General features: G+C 34.8%; 15 protein-coding genes and 6 pseudogenes. 7 read left to right on the top strand and 14 right to left on the bottom strand.

Translation table 11 applies throughout. The features are described 5' to 3' along the window. Positions 1–18: 18 nt before the first annotated feature. Complete coding sequence (locus tag NSQ40_RS27945; protein ID WP_098159229.1) at positions 19–726, bottom strand: IS6 family transposase; 708 nt, start codon at positions 724–726, stop codon at positions 19–21. 871 nt (positions 727–1,597) lie between these two features. Here NSQ40_RS27945 and NSQ40_RS27940 point away from each other — a divergent pair. After that, a complete protein-coding gene (locus tag NSQ40_RS27940) occupies positions 1,598–1,975 on the top strand; it encodes a hypothetical protein (RefSeq protein ID WP_097787536.1) in 378 nt (125 codons plus the stop codon). 444 nt (positions 1,976–2,419) lie between these two features. On the opposite strand, the gene NSQ40_RS27935 is transcribed toward NSQ40_RS27940, so the two are convergent. Both NSQ40_RS27935 and NSQ40_RS27930 read right to left on the bottom strand, forming a co-directional pair. Next, positions 2,420–2,608, bottom strand: coding sequence for a hypothetical protein (locus NSQ40_RS27935; RefSeq protein ID WP_097787537.1), 189 nt, complete (start codon positions 2,606–2,608; stop codon positions 2,420–2,422). A 452-nt stretch (positions 2,609–3,060) separates the two neighbouring features. Next, complete coding sequence (locus NSQ40_RS27930) at positions 3,061–4,458, bottom strand: M60 family metallopeptidase (protein WP_097787538.1); 1,398 nt, start codon at positions 4,456–4,458, stop codon at positions 3,061–3,063. Between the two features lie 205 nt (positions 4,459–4,663). Here NSQ40_RS27930 and NSQ40_RS27925 point away from each other — a divergent pair, with 205 nt between their 5' ends. Beyond that, entirely contained in the window at positions 4,664–4,804 is a 141-nt protein-coding gene (locus NSQ40_RS27925; protein ID WP_003209942.1) for a hypothetical protein, read from the top strand. A gap of 620 nt (positions 4,805–5,424) precedes the next feature. On the opposite strand, the pseudogene NSQ40_RS27920 reads toward NSQ40_RS27925, so the two are convergent. Continuing rightward, positions 5,425–5,610: pseudogene (locus NSQ40_RS27920) on the bottom strand (IS4 family transposase); the annotation flags it as partial. A 261-nt stretch (positions 5,611–5,871) separates the two neighbouring features. Here NSQ40_RS27920 and NSQ40_RS27915 point away from each other — a divergent pair. Together NSQ40_RS27915 and NSQ40_RS27910 are read left to right on the top strand one after the other, a co-directional pair. Continuing rightward, entirely contained in the window at positions 5,872–6,204 is a 333-nt protein-coding gene (locus tag NSQ40_RS27915) for a DUF1904 family protein (RefSeq protein WP_003209679.1), read from the top strand. Between the two features lie 420 nt (positions 6,205–6,624). Beyond that, positions 6,625–7,359: pseudogene (locus tag NSQ40_RS27910) on the top strand (N-acetylmuramoyl-L-alanine amidase); the annotation flags it as partial. Positions 7,360–7,403: 44 nt separating this feature from the next. On the opposite strand, the gene NSQ40_RS27905 reads toward NSQ40_RS27910, so the two are convergent. Then, positions 7,404–7,715, bottom strand: coding sequence for a contact-dependent growth inhibition system immunity protein (locus NSQ40_RS27905; RefSeq protein WP_003210352.1), 312 nt, complete (start codon positions 7,713–7,715; stop codon positions 7,404–7,406). Between the two features lie 16 nt (positions 7,716–7,731). Further along, the gene (locus NSQ40_RS27900) at positions 7,732–8,403 is read right to left on the bottom strand and encodes an RNase A-like domain-containing protein (RefSeq protein ID WP_258248737.1); all 672 of its coding nucleotides are present in this window, start codon (positions 8,401–8,403) and stop codon (positions 7,732–7,734) included. A gap of 108 nt (positions 8,404–8,511) precedes the next feature. On the opposite strand from NSQ40_RS27900, the pseudogene NSQ40_RS29575 reads away from it, so the two are divergent. Beyond that, a pseudogene (locus NSQ40_RS29575) lies at positions 8,512–8,577 on the top strand (IS6 family transposase); the annotation flags it as partial. Positions 8,578–8,640: 63 nt separating this feature from the next. Here the strand turns inward: NSQ40_RS29575 and NSQ40_RS27895 are convergent. The 3 genes and pseudogenes from NSQ40_RS27895 to NSQ40_RS27890 all read right to left on the bottom strand — a co-directional run bounded on the left by NSQ40_RS27895 (position 8,641) and on the right by NSQ40_RS27890 (position 10,367). Next, positions 8,641–9,348, bottom strand: coding sequence for an IS6 family transposase (locus NSQ40_RS27895; RefSeq protein WP_341286172.1), 708 nt, complete (start codon positions 9,346–9,348; stop codon positions 8,641–8,643). Between the two features lie 73 nt (positions 9,349–9,421). After that, positions 9,422–9,520: pseudogene (locus NSQ40_RS29570) on the bottom strand (tubby C-terminal domain-like protein); the annotation flags it as partial. A gap of 457 nt (positions 9,521–9,977) precedes the next feature. Further along, positions 9,978–10,367, bottom strand: a complete 390-nt coding sequence (locus NSQ40_RS27890; protein WP_341286171.1) for a VOC family protein — start codon at positions 10,365–10,367, stop codon at positions 9,978–9,980. A gap of 534 nt (positions 10,368–10,901) precedes the next feature. Between NSQ40_RS27890 and NSQ40_RS27885 the strand changes: the two genes are divergently transcribed. After that, positions 10,902–11,228, top strand: coding sequence for a hypothetical protein (locus NSQ40_RS27885; RefSeq protein ID WP_098159447.1), 327 nt, complete (start codon positions 10,902–10,904; stop codon positions 11,226–11,228). 288 nt (positions 11,229–11,516) lie between these two features. Here the strand turns inward: NSQ40_RS27885 and NSQ40_RS27880 are convergent. From NSQ40_RS27880 to NSQ40_RS27865, 4 genes and pseudogenes are all read right to left on the bottom strand, one after another. Beyond that, positions 11,517–12,950 (bottom strand): annotated as a pseudogene (locus NSQ40_RS27880) (IS4 family transposase). A 150-nt stretch (positions 12,951–13,100) separates the two neighbouring features. Beyond that, a complete protein-coding gene (locus tag NSQ40_RS27875; RefSeq protein ID WP_141547002.1) occupies positions 13,101–13,295 on the bottom strand; it encodes a hypothetical protein in 195 nt (64 codons plus the stop codon). A 37-nt stretch (positions 13,296–13,332) separates the two neighbouring features. Then, positions 13,333–13,503 carry a helix-turn-helix domain-containing protein gene (locus tag NSQ40_RS27870; RefSeq protein ID WP_098604493.1) on the bottom strand — a complete coding sequence of 57 codons (171 nt, stop codon included), beginning with the start codon at positions 13,501–13,503 and terminating at the stop codon, positions 13,333–13,335. 130 nt (positions 13,504–13,633) lie between these two features. Beyond that, positions 13,634–14,506: a LysR family transcriptional regulator gene (locus NSQ40_RS27865; protein WP_098604494.1), complete on the bottom strand. Its 873-nt coding sequence runs from the start codon at positions 14,504–14,506 to the stop codon at positions 13,634–13,636. Positions 14,507–14,596: 90 nt separating this feature from the next. On the opposite strand from NSQ40_RS27865, the gene NSQ40_RS27860 reads away from it, so the two are divergent. Then, complete coding sequence (locus NSQ40_RS27860) at positions 14,597–14,905, top strand: cupin domain-containing protein (protein WP_002094998.1); 309 nt, start codon at positions 14,597–14,599, stop codon at positions 14,903–14,905. Between the two features lie 337 nt (positions 14,906–15,242). On the opposite strand, the pseudogene NSQ40_RS27855 reads toward NSQ40_RS27860, so the two are convergent. Continuing rightward, positions 15,243–16,083, bottom strand: a pseudogene (locus tag NSQ40_RS27855) (IS4 family transposase); the annotation flags it as partial. Between the last annotated feature and the right edge of the window lie 120 nt (positions 16,084–16,203).

The following is a 16,203-nucleotide window of genomic DNA, read 5'->3' as shown; positions in this document are numbered from 1 at the left end:
TTCTAGCGGAATTCTATTTTATGCTGTAAGCCCAAACAATCGATGGATGAATTTTTTCTGATTTTGAACAGACTGATGCCGTAAATCAATCTGTTCTTTTTTAATCATATGCATAGCCTCTACACCACTCAATATAAAGGTTGCTGTTTTAAATGACTTCAATCCCAACATAGAACGTACACGTTTCTTGATAAAACGATGATCTTGTTCCACTATATTATTGAGATATTTCACTTGCCTAATTTGGATGCCTTCTGGCATCTTATTTTCTTCTTTTAGCTCCTCAATTGCTACTGGATAAGCTGGATTCTTATCAACTGTTATAACACGAGGCTTTGAAACATGAAAAGACCGCAAAGCTTTCTTGAAAAAGCGCTTTGCAGCCTTCTGATTTCTTGTTTTGCTTAGGCAAAAATCGATTGTATTTCCTTGCGAATCAACAGCACGATACAGATACATCCATTGACCTTTTACTTTAATATATGTTTCATCGACTCTCCAAGAGTCATTTGTTTGTTTGAGATAACGTCGGATCCGCTTATCCAATTCAGGGCCATATTGATGAACCCAGCGCATAATGGTTGTGTGAGAAATGAATAAACCCCGTTCCTCCATCATTTCTACCAGATCACGAAAACTGAGGTTGTACCGTAGGTACCATCTTACCGTTAATAAAATAATATCAGGCTGATAATGCTTCCATTTGAATATATTTTCCTTTTCCATACCAATTACACATCCTCTTTAGATTAGTAGTATCAGTATGTCCAAGATTTATAGATTCATTGCAATTTTCCTAGCGTTTTCGCACCAGAACCAAAATAATACTAAGGACTAAAAAGATCATTATATAAGTAATATTTTCAATTTGTTTCACCTCATTTAATACATTGTTAGAAACAAAGTTTAATTATAAAAATATATAATGAACAATGTACTTATAAAGTTAGAATTTTTCAAGTGGAAAATTTAAAAAAGTATTCATCTAGTAAAGAAAACTATCAATATTTATAATCGTTAATATCAAGTTAGATGATGATATATTTTGATGTTTGAATTCTCACTATTTTTTATGTAGAGTTTTTTAGTCAAATATCACTTTACTCATAAATTTTCCTCAGTTGGAAGCATAAATTGACCGGAATTTGCTTGTTTTTAAAGATATTTATTCAATTCTTCGTAGGAAACGGAAGTATAAGTTGGCCGTGAATTAATTATTAACCTATAAGCTGGCTGTGAATTTTACAAAATAATAAATAAAAATACCTATTATCAGTGTAGGATATTCGGAATGATGAGGTTCAGCCGAGATACGTGTAAAAATGGGTCATAGGCTGTATTTTATTTGTATTATCCTAACAAAAAGGTATTTCAATAATAATAGTAGACCATTGATATCAAAATACTTAACAAAACATTCTGGTTATTTTGATACCAGAACTTATGATGATAAAAATCACCAATTTTGATTATTCCGATTTTTGTGAAAATATTACGTTTTTTACCAAATGTTTGTAGAATAAATACGTATTATTCAGTACGTATTTATTGTATACGTATTGTTTATTACATAAATGTTGAAAGGGGAGATGGGAAGATGAAAAAACTTAAGAAATTAGCAGCAACGGTAGGAACTGTGACAGCATTGGCATCCGCATTTACATTTGCAACTCCAATGCAGAAAGCATTTGCAGATGATAGTTCTTATGTTGATCTAAGAGGAACTGGGGCAGTAACTACAAGAAGTATTTACGCGGATAGCGGCGGAGTAAGTCTTTGGGTGGGTAATTATATAGGCAATCCATCTGTTTCTTGGTATTTGTACAGAGATGGTAACCTTTATGACAAAGGAACTGTGTATTCTGGATTAAGGGATTATTCTTATCGTGCACCTATTGGCAATTACCGTTTAAAATTAGTATGCAATTCATCTTCAACATCTTGCGTTGCTAGAGCCGGTTTGATTACTAAGTAATAAGTAATTTAATTATCTTATATGTAATAACGAAAGACGAAGAATGAAATGGGGGATTTTATGAAGAATAAGTTCAAAACTTTAGCTTTGAGTATGAGAGCTCTTTCTGTATTCTATTAGAAAGCTTGTCAATTTAGTTACTCTTAGCCACTTCTTTATTCCCCTTAATTAACAAACGTTTTTTGTAAAAGACTTCTTGTTGTAGCTTTGAAATAAATATTCCACAAAGCCGTATTCTACGACACATAAAACGAATCCACTTTGAAAAAAGATTGATCAAAATGGATTCGTTTCTTTTTGAATGAACATTTCGTTTTATAAAAAAGTTTAATTAGGACTCACTTAGTATTCTTTAATCGAAAAGGGGAAAAACATCGTAACTTTATTTTAAATCTACATCTGTTTTTTCTAATTCACCTATACCTTTTACGAATGGCACATCCATCAACTTAAGAAGTTGGTGGTTCCCCAAAATGAAAAATGAATTGAACTTTCATAAATAACTGTAGAGATATAAAATTTTCGTTTAACAAATCCTACATTTTTAGCTAATTGCTCTAGAGCATCAGGTGACATATATCGTTGCAACTCTTTAGAAAACAATTCTAATTCATCAATAATAGATAAGTTCATATCAAAAACGCTATCCTTTCCTATGATGCTACAGAAAGAATAGCGTATTTTTTCATTTTAGGGGAATTTTGTTTTGTTAGCTTGATAGCAATGGAGGCTCCCCTAAAGAGTACAGTTTAACCCGAAGTAGCCCCTTTTCTAAATACCCATTATTGAATAACAGAATAAAATTATCATAATACCTTTTTCTAAAAAAGATATATATAGGTATCACTGATTCACAGATCTTCTAATCTGCACAATCCTGCCAATGGGCACACGCGCATCATGTATAACTGTCAATGATTTAGAAAAATGCTGGCTAAATTCCCATCTATACCATATCTCTCTATGTACCCACGTAATCCCCCTTGTTTATAAGAAATTATATGATGTGCTCTATTAGCTATGCCAAATTGTATTTGGATTGTCATCGATTGCATTACTAGCTAGATCACACACACTTGTTTTCATTATTTTCTTGGACCATACGCAGCTACTGGTTTAACGGGTTTCGCATCCGTCGCTTCCCATATAGGGGCAGTTAATGTTGGATAGTTCAAAGCTTCTACTTTTTTTCTTGTTTCTTGTGATGCTTTCAGTCCCCATTGATCAAAAAATGGAAGTACATTTTGTTTCGCTACTTTCGATGTATTGTAAATAAATGCTTGTATTTCATCTTCATCAGTTTCTGGAAGTTTATCCTTTGGCAACTCTCGATATAGTTTGTGGAGATTCGGATAAAAATCTTCCCCATATGCTAAATGAAGTTGCCAAAACATAACAAGTTTCACAAACAAGTCATCAATATCTTTATACTCTTTATCTGCTTGTTTTAAGTATGCAAATGCTCTATCGTAGTCCCCTTCTTTTTCTAAACGCGTTGGTTGATTCGGGAATAATTGTTTTTGTGCAGCTAAGGAATATATATTAACAGTGACTTCAGTCATTCCATTCGAAGCCCACGTCCAAGGGTTTTGTTGCCTTGTGTGTCCTGCTTCATGCATTTGTCCCCATCCAAATTCATTTACATTTAAAGCACTTTTAATTGCGTCATAAGCAGTAGTAAATACGACTCCATCCTGACCTGCATACATGTACATGCCCGGTGGGTTGTTAGGGTTCTCTACAAAAGCCCAAAGACGGCGAGTTGAACGATGTAACGGATTAGAACTTGTTTCAGAAAGTCCCGATATTTTATCTTGCGCTCGAATCATTTCATCGTATTTTTCTAATAGGGGAACAGGATCTTGATCCACAATATATTTCTTGGCACTATCACGAGTAACAGTAAGTACTGCTTTCTTTGACTTTAATTGAACAGCATGCGCATCTGGATACTTGTCCATCATAGCAATCCAGTCCTCTTTCGTATGCTTCCCTAATTCAAAGAATGGAACAGGGCTCCCGCCTTGTGTTACTTTCACCTTAACAGTTCCTTTCCCTTCAGAGTTATCAAACCCTAATAAACCACCGTTTGGAGAGGAGATGGTGTTAGAACCAGGAGAAAGACGAAATGCTTTTCCCCCTTCTTTATCATATTCATTTGTCCCAATAGTTGCTCCAAGCTTGTCTAATCCCGATAGTCCCGATACTTCAATTGTGACTTGTTCATTCGGTTTTACATAGATTCCTGTTGGCACATAGTTTCGTTGCTCACTTCTTCTTTCTCTTGCTGCTTCACCCATATAATGTCCTGTACTTGGAAGTTCAAACGTCCTCTCTTCATACTGCGCCTGAGTTTGCGTAGTTTCAGCATGAATGTTCAAACTATTTACAGTCATAGACGTAAATAATGTCGTTGTCAAAACAGCAGATGCCATAAATACTTTCATTGGTTTTTGTAATCTATAATTCTTTCCTCTGTTCATATAAATCATTCCTTTCATTCAAATCCATTCTAACGGTCATAGGAAACGCCGATTTCCTCACTAGCCCCTTATATCGTCTCATCTAATTAATACAATAATGATTCCTCTTACTATGACTACTTCTTAAATTTACTTATCCCCCCTCTCTTATTTCATACACGTAAAAATTATACCTATATATAATTTTGAAGGGGAATATCTGGCCGTGTATAGAAACGGTCATGACTTTTTCCCACCACATCAAAAGGAGAAAGCAAGTGCAAATCATGTTGTATTCTGCATAGTAGGTATATCGAAAAAATTAAAATGGATTTATATGGCTGTTACTTCCATTAAAACATTATAGATTTTGAGTGTAAACCTTTAATCTAGCATATAGTAATTCTAAATTAAACATTGTACATATATTATTAAATCTTAAAAATCACAACAAAAAGTATTTCAATATAGATTTATTCCATTAGACAAACTCATTATAATCTGATAAACTCACTGAAAATAAACTATTTTTATATAAATACAAATTGAAAAAAACGAACTGAAAACCCCTTTATTTTAGGAGATGAGAGCAACTGGCCATACATAGAAGCGGTAGGGGCCTTTCCCTTCCATAGGAATGGTTTAAAACAAAAGGAGAAAGCAAGTACATGTCATGTTTTGTTCTGCATAGCAGCGACTTATATGTTGAAAAATTAAAATAGATTTATATAAATTAAACATTTTAAATGATTAACTTAAAAATATTTGTAAAATAATAAAATAGCATTCTACATACCATTACCTAATACGCAAATATGCAAAATTACATATTTTACATTCAGTATAGGGATCACCTTACATACCCATCAATTTAAGAATGGGAAAAAATGAACTTTCGTTCATCAGAGTTAAAACATTCTCAAAGTAGAGATATGTTCTTAAAAATAAGCATACTAAATAAACCTAAATAAGTTTCATTTTTAAAAGTTATGTAGTTTTCTTCTGTCCTCTCAATTCATTATACTCGTAAACAACACCTAAGATATCAAAGACTGTTTTCTTCCCATATCGGCGAGGGTTCCACTCGTTCTTCTGTAGGAGGTAAAACAGGCGGATAAGAATATTTGCTATTTCTTGAATGTTTTTCTGTATAGCTCGGTATAAAAGGGGCAGTACCACACATCCATCAACTTAAAGTATATATTTATACAAAGGCTGGTCTTTCTATGTAGTTTTTTATTATCTTTTATAGATATCATAAAAGTAGGCATATCAAATAAACCCTGACGGGTTTCAATTTTTTTACTATAGGGGTACCGCCCCATGCCTATCAACTTAAGAATGTCATTGAAATGTACCAATAGATTCTAGTGCAGCAAAATAAATTGTGCTATGATGTGAGCAAATATAAAGCTATCTAACGGAGGGATTCACATGCCGCATGTTGTGTTTCGTGGAATTACTACTAAACAATTAAAACGCATAAGCAAGCCATTAGTAGAAGAGCTCGCAGAGATTTGTGAGTGTGGTACGGATAATTTTACATTGGAACTACCAAGTTCTACGTTTGTATTCAATGGAGAAGAAATAGAAGCGTTTCCTCTTATTGAAGTGAAATGGTTCGAGCGTGGACAGGAAATTCGTGATCGATTTGCCAAGGCCATTACTACATATGTAATGGATTTTGGACTTCCAGAAGTAGAGGTTGTATTTACGGTTTTCACAGAATCAGCGTATTATATTAACGGGAAGCATTGTGCAAGTTAGAGCTATTTGAAAGATTTTTGTAACATTTATAAGGGGAGCGCCACATGCCCATCAACTTAAGAATTTTATAACACCTCAAAACAAAAAAATTGTACATTTTCACATGAAGATGTCAATTTTCTCGTTTTGGGGTATTTGTATTTCTTAGCTTGATAGCGATGGGGTACCGCCCACATTTTAACGAAAATATACGCTAAGCAAATTCGACATGAAAAAACGTTGATTTTACTACTCTAAGCAACTTATTCAATCTCAAAAACAAGGGTATTTGAGACAAAGGAAATTCAACCTAAAATAGGCTGAAAATAGCTTGAATTTTGTCTCAAAACTCATCTTTAAATCAAAATCTCAATTCAAATTGTGTTATTGAGTTTTGAGAATCCCTTAGAGTATAAAAACGTTAAAATGTGCGTGCTACCCCATGTAGAACTTTGCGAAACTGCAGACTATGGTAAATTTAAACGCTCATATGATAAATAGGTGAAGCTGCTTGCCAAAATTTTACGTGATCGCGGATTATCTGTAGAAAAAGGATTATGGACTCACTATGATGTAACAAAATATCTTGGCGGTACAGATCATGAAGATCCACTTGATTATTTACGTAGTCATGGTATATCAGAAGCTCAATTCCGTGCAGATGTGAAGCGTGCATACAATAATGCTAATGTTGAAGTTTCTGTTCCAGAGAAACCATCTAAACCAGAAGAAAATCCTACTGCTGTAACGGATGGTGTGGCGTACATTCAAGGCTACAATGTAAATTTACGTAAAGGCCCTGATGCAAGCTATTCTGTTATTCGTCAGTTAAATAAACCAGAATCATATATTGTGTGGGCTGAAAAAGATGGATGGTTAAATCTTGGAGGAAATCAATGGATTAAATACAATCCTTCTTATGTGAAATTCGATAAGAAAAGCACAGTGGATTCATCTATTGTAGGCAAACGCGTTGTTTCCAAATTGGACAACCTACGTTTCTATGATTCTCCATCTTGGCAGGATAAAGATGTGGCTGGATCTATAGATGCAGGGCTAGGATTTACAATCGATGCAAAAGTAACTGTCAATGGATCAACACAATACAAAGTACACAATTCGAAAGGGAATACGTACTATATTACGGCTAGTGATGCGTATGTGAATGTTTGTTAATTTAACGAAAAAAGACCGCCTTTTACGGGCGGTCGATTTTTTTATTAAGTGTTTTTTAATGCTTGTTTTATCGTTTTAACTGTTTGTTCAAGCCATTCTAATGGTGTTATTTCTAATCCTTCAAAATATATCCCATCTGCAGAATACCGTATGTATTCATTTTTTTCTGTATTACTATAGTCGCTTTGAATAAATTCAGTTAGAAAAATAACAGCATCTTGCAAATACTCTTTTGATACCTCTTCTAGTAATTCTTGGAGCGCTTCTTCATAGAAAGTATCTTGGTGAAAAGTACCTGCTAGAAATTGAAATACCTCATCATCTTCGAGATTATCGAAATTGTCTTCTAATAACATAATCTTCCTCCTATTATCACAATGGATATCCAGTTAAAATAAAACTTCCATTTCTATCCTTCTTCAGTACAATTTTTGCATTTGACATATCTTCAACTGTTGTAGAACCTTTTATTACACCTCGTCCAATTATTTCAGTACCATGATAACGTAAAATTAAATTATTATCTCTTGGACTATTTAGCCAACTTTGAATGCGTGCTTGATTACGAGGGTTATTCAAGACTGTAGCCACTATTTTTTCAGCGGTAGCCCTATCAGTGAAAGTTGATGACCCTGTTATTCTAGAATCATTCTGTAATCTTTGCAACAACTTTGCATCTGTTTTCCCAATGTGTTTCTTGATTAAGTGGCCACGTCTTTGGCCACCTTTTGTCTCATGGGCATTTAATCCTCCTCCTGGAGCTAACGGACTAGTATCTCCTGGTTTTACAGTATCAGTATCAACTCCCCTAGCAAACTGATAGGTCGATAGTTTTTCTTCAGCTTGTTTAAAATCAGGCGCATCAAATCTAGAGCGCATACCACTTCCATCAGCAAAAGCAAATCGGTCTTTCAATGGTATTTGATTCGAAACGGACGAGATACCTTCTGAGAATTTTGCTGGATTCACACCTTCACCAAGTGTAGTTACTTTCCCTACTTTGCTTATCCCTTTATCCCCAATCCATCCTAATCCAAGTTCCATAAAAGCATTTGTTCCGGTTCTGGTGCAAAAACTCTAAAACTTTTGCAAGTAATCTCCTAAACTTGGACATACTGATAGTATTACTCTAGAAAAAGGTGTGTGATCGATATGGAAAAGGAAAATTTGTTCAAGTGGAAGCATTATCAGCTGGAACTAATCTTATTAACAGTAAGGGGTTCTGGTGCAAAAATAAAATGAAAGAGCATATAGCTCATATATTTCTAGCGGAATTCTATTTTATGCTGTAAGCCCAAACAATCGATGGATGAATTTTTTCTGATTTTGAACAGACTGATGCCGTAAATCAATCTGTTCTTTTTTAATCATATGCATAGCCTCTACACCACTCAATATAAAGGTTGCTGTTTTAAATGACTTCAATCCCAACATAGAACGTACACGTTTCTTGATAAAACGATGATCTTGTTCCACTATATTATTGAGATATTTCACTTGCCTAATTTGGATGCCTTCTGGCATCTTATTTTCTTCTTTTAGCTCCTCAATTGCTACTGGATAAGCTGGATTCTTATCAACTGTTATAACACGAGGCTTTGAAACATGAAAAGACCGCAAAGCTTTCTTGAAAAAGCGCTTTGCAGCCTTCTGATTTCTTGTTTTGCTTAGGCAAAAATCGATTGTATTTCCTTGCGAATCAACAGCACGATACAGATACATCCATTGACCTTTTACTTTAATATATGTTTCATCGACTCTCCAAGAGTCATTTGTTTGTTTGAGATAACGTCGGATCCGCTTATCCAATTCAGGGCCATAATGATGAACCCAGCGCATAATGGTTGTGTGAGAAATGAATAAACCCCGTTCCTCCATCATTTCTACCAGATCACGAAAACTGAGGTTGTACCGTAGGTACCATCTTACCGTTAATAAAATAATATCAGGCTGATAATGCTTCCATTTGAACAAATTTTCCTTTTCCATACCAATTACACACCCTCTTTAGATTAGTAGTATCAGTATGTCCAAGATTTATAGATTCATTGCAATTTTCCTAGCGTTTTCGCACCAGAACCACATTTCCATGTTGGTCGATTACATCAACCAATTTAGTGGAATCTTTGATTTTAGGAGGTGAATAGGTGTACTTTTGCATTTGAATATCCCTCATTAATTTTTTTCTAGTATTTTCATATAATTATACGGAAATTTTGTGGGATTTTTCAATAAAAATCCAATTTTGTTTAATGTCGCCACTTCACAATCTGGCCCGATTGCTGAACAAAGTTTAAAATGTACACATTTAGTATTTGTTACAAAACTCGTATGTTTATGAACAAGGGGTAAAGCTCAATAATATCAGCGTTTTCTAGCTATAATCATGTTCATAAAGTGTGTAAACAAATCAATGTTCAATTATACTTATGTTTTTATTTTTCTGAACATACACTCACCTTTAAAGAATGCTGTAATGATAAGGTTTTGTAGCCCTTAGCGTACAATTTTCCCAAAATGATATAGTGACCCCTTATATAAAAATCCCTACAAATGTTGTAGGGATTTATGTCTGAGTAAGTTTGTTACATTCTATTAAATATTAAAAAAAGCTTGTTTTATCCAACTGCATTCATGAGTACAATTCTCCAACCATCCGGATCTTCTATCGTCGTTCCCTTCTCTATCCAATACGGATTTTCCGGTTCAACTTCATGATAGCCCATTTTATCTAACCGATTCGTTATTTTTTCAATTTCATCTTTATTAGGCATATACAAAACTAGTAAATTATCTTTTGTCGGCGCAGGACATGGACTTCCATTAACATGCCTTGTAAACTCTAAATGATACTCTTCATCAGGTAATCCAAACATGACCCCATCGTATCCTTCATGATTTTGAAATTCTCCTATACGGTTTAAACCCAATCCTGTTTCATAAAAACCTATAACTTCTTCAAATTTATCTGTTGGTCTTGCAAATCTAAACTGAACCCAATTCTTCATGCAATTCCCTCCTTTTAAATTTTAAAAGCCTTACAATAGCTATTATATGTTAGAGATATCCGGATTAAAATCCATCATTCAGGGGAGAGCTATTTAAGACGAAAGACGTATAAATTAATAAACAGTAGGACTTTTGTATGAATTTTATTGAAATTTGATTATATGAATATGGACTTAAAGATATAGATTAGCTCCCTACAATTTTCTTTTTTTGATGGGGTACCGCCAGCATTTTGGATAAGAGCATGCAAGATTTTATACAGTTTTTCGGCTAATCCAGTAACGAACGAGAACCCTAAAACCACGCCAGGATAGGAATGTATAAAAAAATGCATAGATCCATAGAACAAAAAAAGGAGGTTCCCTTGTAAGAGTAGGGATCCTCCTTTTCCTCGCTACCGATAATAGGACGTTATGTTAACCTTACATGAATATCATATTCATCACCATTTTCACTTTTTTCTCAAACTGATTCATCTATACTAGACTTAAACATAGTAAACATTTTTGATAATACTTTAAGAGGTGAGCTATTTGAAAGAAAAAGATCATTATAAAGATTTACTAAAAGGATTATGTAAAATTAACAATATTTCTCCTCGAAAACCTAGATTCGAAAATTTTAATGATATGGAAGAACTAGTACTTATTCATATTAAAAATCACTTAAAAGAGGGAGTCGATATAGAGTGCTTTAGAATTTTAGACCTAATTTATCAAACAGTTATACCTTTAGGTATCACATATAAACAACAATTATTGTTATATCCAAATGGAAATAGATTAGATAGAGTCACAATATGTTTTAAAAAAGAGGATTATATATTATTAAATAAAAAGTTAGAAACAGGAGATATCTAATATCCTATTCCTTCTGTACATGCTATTGTGCGGCAAATTCCTAACGATACCCCTTAATCAACTTCCAATAACGATAATTATGTAAATGAGCTGTCCATATGGGCAGCTTATTGTATTTTTTGCTTAGCGTGTTTTTTTTCTAAAATGCTGGCGGTACCCCATGCCCATCAAGCTAAGGGTGGTATTCCATGAACTTCTGTTCTTATTGCCTGCATGCTTGATATTTTATTTATTTATTTTTAAAAATACGCATTCCAAATAAACCTTGATAAGGTGTATTTTTAAAGGTTATGCAGTTTTTTGCTTTAGATTGGATACAGTGCACTGATAAACAACACCTAAAATATCAAAGACTGTCTTTTTCTCATATCGATGGGATTTCCGTCTGTTTTTCTGCAAGAGGTCAAACAGACGAAGGAAAATTTTTGATACTTCTTGGGTGTCTTGTTGTATAGCTTCATATACCAAGTACAGATGATCTTGAATCATATAAATTGCTTTATATTCACTTAATTCTTTTTGTTTTTTCTGTAGTAACAGCTGTCACATTTTGAACATAGTGGAAGAACAAAGAAAAAAAGCGATTAACTGTCCATAAAGATGACATTCTAGACGCTCTCGCTTAATATTGTGACAATGATTGATACCAAAAAGAGATTTCCATGTTTTAAATACAATCTCTATTTGCCAACGTAGAGAGTAAATCTCGTGAACCTGTTCCATCGGAACAATTTCCCATGGGATGTTGGTAATATAAACATTGATTTCTGTTAAACGTTTACATTTTTCAGAGTATGTAACCCCTTTTTTCTTTTCAACATAAGTTTGCTGTTTCCTACGTTTATGAACTTGAGTTGATGTGAGTCTGTATATTACAACTCGTGAGGGTAATTTTTGTTGTCCAACATAGGCATTTCGAATTTCATAAGTATCTCCTGGTTTTATCTGATGCATGATATGTTCAAGATCAAGTAAAGCATATAAAGATTGCTTTTTTACTGTCCCATCTCGAAAGAATTCTGGAGATTCATTTTTCACATATACTCTATTATTTAATTTCAACCGTGAAACATAGAATACCCCTCGTTGATCCATCTGGTCTAAATCTTTTAGAGAAAAGTATCCTAAATCTCGAATACATAAATCTCCTGGACGTAAGGTATCCAAACATTCTGTGCCAAAGGTTTTATCATTATTTTTACCTGGTTCCATTTGAATATTGAGGAATTTCCCACTATGTAAATCATACTCTAGCTGAATCTTAATACCAGCTGTTTGTGCACACCCTCCTGAACCAGGATAAATAGGAGCCAAATGATTGGGTACTTGAAAAATAATAGCATCTAAAATACGTATACGTTGAAAATAAGAAGTGTATTGGTTTGGGATTTGAGCTGAATCGTTTAATTGGCTTTTGACTAAAAGGGAAAATACACGCTGTAGAAATAAAACAGCGTATCGGTTAAAACGTTGATTAAGTCCTTCTGGACTCATGAGTGTAGCTGTATTTGCATAAAGTTGACTACATAATCGAGAGAGAGAATCGCTTGCTACATGTTGACTAATCCAGATACATAAAGCAGCCAAATCTCGTGCACCATATTTACTTTTACGTTTTACAAAACCTGTCTCCTGGGCGAGCTGTTGCAGAATATGTGGAGATAGATATCGCTGTAGTTCTTCAGCGAATAAATAAAACTCATCTTGAATCGAAAGACTCATAAAAAAACGCCATCCTTTCTGTATATTTCTACAAAAAGAATAGCGTTTTTATCATTTTTTGGATACAATTTTTTAGCTTGATGGCGATGTATGGTGACCCCTAAAAAGGAATTCAAGCTATTTATTTTCGTTTTATAGCTTAGAAAACTCTTAGCGTACGAAAATCATGGAATACCCAACCTTAGCTTGATGGGCATGGGTCGGTACACCGTCTATAACTTTATTATTTGCAAACAATGATCGCAAAGTTGCACTTCTTCCAGAAACACCAGGAACATGAGCTGCAGATGCTCGAGCTGGCCAACAAAAACAGTTCATATTGCGTGATACGAAAAGTAGCCACATGGTTTTAATAAACCACATGGCTACTTTTTTAACATTCTTATACCATAGCTAATGCTGAAGCTACTTCATCGACAACAATATCCAATTTCAATCCCAGAGTTTTTGCAAGTAATTGTATTGTATCGATACGCGGAATTACTTTAGCGCCTTCAATTCTCGCGATAGCTGACTGTTTTAATCCGGAAGCAAGGCGAGCCCTATCGCACATAACCAATAAACCCCATAAACTTCCACGCCGATGGAGGTTTATTTGTCATTTCCATAAACATTATAACAAAAAATCTTTTAGGTACCAAGGCAGATCTGCTTGACAAACATTAGCTGGTTTTTGTGCTTGTTTAGCAGGATGAAATTATGTTAGCTACCAATTTTTCTGTAGCAGGGCTGAGGACTTTATTTTTTTTGCGGATTAATCCAACAGGTAAAGCGAATGAAATATCATCGATGTCACGAATAGCGTATCGATGTGAATTGGCAACGAAATTGCTAGGTAGCATAGCAATACCAAACCCTTGTAATACAAGATTTAAAACCATCTCCATGTTTGCTGCATCGTAATTAGAGTGTAAATGAAAGCCATGATGAAGAAAAACATGCTCTACTTTTCGCCGATAATCACACAATTGTCCAGTTAAAATGAAATTTTCATCTTCCAAATCACACATGTAAATTTTTTCTTGTGTAGATAATGGATGGTCGATTGGCAGTATCAAACAAAGCTTTTCTTCATATAGCGGATAAAATTCAAGATTTAATTCTGGTGATGGAGGGGGACATAAGGCAATATCAAGTTCGTTAGCGATAATCCGTTGACTAAATTGTTGGGTTACGCCACTTTCGATGGAAAGACAAATTTGTGGATGTTCTTTCATAAACGTTGTTAGTACGGAAATCAAATTTGTTTTGCCAATGGAATCAATTGCTCCAATCCGAATAAGTCCTTTCTGACCGATTGAAAATTCTTTTGCGGTTTCGGTGATTACATCCACTTGATTTAATAAAATATCTGCCTGTTCTTTCACAAATCTTCCGGCTTCGGTTAGCACCATTTGTTTTCCTTTACGCTCAAACAGTTCGATGCCGAGTTTTTCTTCTAATTGATTGATGTGTAGGGTGATGGTAGATTGTGCGTATTGCAGCAGATTTGCTGCTTTTATCTGACTACCACATTGGACAACAGCTTGAAATGTCTGTAACAAACGAATTTCCATAATTCATTCCTCCTGAAGAATAGTTCATTTTTGTTCATATTGACTAATATATCATCGTAAATTACTATTTGTATAGAAGGAGATGATAACATGAAAGATTTATTTTCCGTTGATATCACAAACAGTGAGTGGAAATTTGTTATGGATGGTATAGAACAAATTCCATTACGAGATGAGAATGGTGAACTGCGTTATGTCGTGCGATTTGCACCGGGGGCAAAATTCCCTCAACATACGCATAAGGATACCGAGGAATTATTCGTATTAGATGGAGCTCTTATCAGCAATGATGTTGAGTATGGAGCAGGTTCTTATCTCTGTTATGGACCTAATACAGAACATGAACCATGGTCTGAAAAGGGTTGTTTGGTTCTTGTAATGGAACGTAATGCGGGATAGTGTGTTTCTGTTTCTGTTTTTTTGTGTAGGAAATTATTAATTTTTATTGTTTTCATGCAAACATTGCCACATAGAATGGATAACCTTCATTCTAAGAGGAAACCGCTCGAAAAGGAGCGGTTTTTTTATGTTGTGTGCCCAGCAAGCCGTTAATTGTTAGTTGGTGAAAGTCCAACCGAGGTAAGGGCCAAGTCGCCTCGTAGCTGACAGGCAACTGGTGGAGAAATCCTAAGGTTGAAGCCCTGTGACCAATTTGGACACTGACTATATTTTAGTTCCTCAAGCAATTAGGCCCAGAACCAGCAACCAAACGATAAACCATAATTTCACCAACAAATGGAAGATTAGAAATATAAACGTTCATCGCACTTAAACGCTTACTTCGTTCTTTCATGACAATGCCCTTCTTCTTCTCTTTTAACGCCTGGTTTTCCCAGCGTTTTCGTGTTTGTTCTTCTGTCAATCGATGTAGGACCACTCGAGTTGGAAGCTTTTGATACAATCCGATATAGGCTTTATGAATTTCGTGGGTTTGTCCTAGTTGTAGCTGCAACATGAGATCTTCCAGGTCAAAATATCCTAAGTCACGTATACACAAGTCACCTGTTTGCACTGTTTGTAAGCACGTGGAACCATAGGTTCGATCATTTTGTTTACCTGGGCCAGAGTGCACATGCAGGAATTGGCCACTGAGAAGATCGTATTCCAATTGGATCTTCACGCCAGCTGTTATGACTACTTCCTCCTGATCCTTGGTAAGTTGAAGCAAAAGCATCTGGAAGTTGAAACGTAGTAGAATCCAAGATTCGTATACGCTGAAATTGAGAAGCATAACGATGAGAATGAGCCTGAGAAGTTTGTATCTTCTGAGTAAGCAAGGAAGTGAATACGTTTTGTAGGAGCCTGACTGCTGAAGGATTAAATCGTTGATTGAGTCCTTCTGGACTCATTAATACACCGGTTGAAGATTCTAGACAGCAACATAGCTGAGTTAAGGAAGTATTCACTACCTTTTGGCTTAACCATACACACAAAGCAACTAAATCTTTCGCTTGATACTTACTGGACCTCTGAACAAAACCTACTTTTTTGGCCAATTGTTTGAGGACATAAGGAGACAAAGGTTGTTGCAATTCCAGTGAAAAGAGGTTCAGTTCATCTGAAACATCTCGAGACATAAAAAGCACCATCCTTTCCATCATATTACAGAAAGGATAGCGCTTTTTTCGTTTAGGGGGTAATAATTTGCCTTAGCTTGATGGGCATGTGGCGCTCCCCTTATAAATGTTACAAAAATC

The organism is Bacillus sp. FSL K6-6038 (assembly GCF_038050455.1).
GTDB classification, from domain to species: domain Bacteria; phylum Bacillota; class Bacilli; order Bacillales; family Bacillaceae_G; genus Bacillus_A; species Bacillus_A pseudomycoides.
The sequence above is the reverse complement of the archived record's forward strand: the minus strand, read 5'-3'. Positions and strand labels throughout refer to the sequence as shown.

What these genes read in the sequence shown, in the direction of transcription:
- NSQ40_RS27865 (WP_098604494.1), bottom strand. Translation starts at nt 14,506, where the DNA reads ATGGAAATTCGTTTGTTACAGACATTTCAAGCTGTTGTCCAATGTGGT.
- NSQ40_RS27940 (WP_097787536.1), top strand. Translation starts at nt 1,598, where the DNA reads ATGAAAAAACTTAAGAAATTAGCAGCAACGGTAGGAACTGTGACAGCA.
- NSQ40_RS27870 (WP_098604493.1), bottom strand. Translation starts at nt 13,503, where the DNA reads ATGTGCGATAGGGCTCGCCTTGCTTCCGGATTAAAACAGTCAGCTATC.
- NSQ40_RS27900 (WP_258248737.1), bottom strand. Translation starts at nt 8,403, where the DNA reads ATGGAACTTGGATTAGGATGGATTGGGGATAAAGGGATAAGCAAAGTA.
- NSQ40_RS27890 (WP_341286171.1), bottom strand. Translation starts at nt 10,367, where the DNA reads ATGAAGAATTGGGTTCAGTTTAGATTTGCAAGACCAACAGATAAATTT.
- NSQ40_RS27915 (WP_003209679.1), top strand. Translation starts at nt 5,872, where the DNA reads ATGCCGCATGTTGTGTTTCGTGGAATTACTACTAAACAATTAAAACGC.
- NSQ40_RS27860 (WP_002094998.1), top strand. Translation starts at nt 14,597, where the DNA reads ATGAAAGATTTATTTTCCGTTGATATCACAAACAGTGAGTGGAAATTT.
- NSQ40_RS27930 (WP_097787538.1), bottom strand. Translation starts at nt 4,458, where the DNA reads ATGAACAGAGGAAAGAATTATAGATTACAAAAACCAATGAAAGTATTT.
- NSQ40_RS27935 (WP_097787537.1), bottom strand. Translation starts at nt 2,608, where the DNA reads ATGAACTTATCTATTATTGATGAATTAGAATTGTTTTCTAAAGAGTTG.
- NSQ40_RS27895 (WP_341286172.1), bottom strand. Translation starts at nt 9,348, where the DNA reads ATGGAAAAGGAAAATTTGTTCAAATGGAAGCATTATCAGCCTGATATT.
- NSQ40_RS27875 (WP_141547002.1), bottom strand. Translation starts at nt 13,295, where the DNA reads ATGTGGCTACTTTTCGTATCACGCAATATGAACTGTTTTTGTTGGCCA.
- NSQ40_RS27905 (WP_003210352.1), bottom strand. Translation starts at nt 7,715, where the DNA reads ATGTTATTAGAAGACAATTTCGATAATCTCGAAGATGATGAGGTATTT.
- NSQ40_RS27945 (WP_098159229.1), bottom strand. Translation starts at nt 726, where the DNA reads ATGGAAAAGGAAAATATATTCAAATGGAAGCATTATCAGCCTGATATT.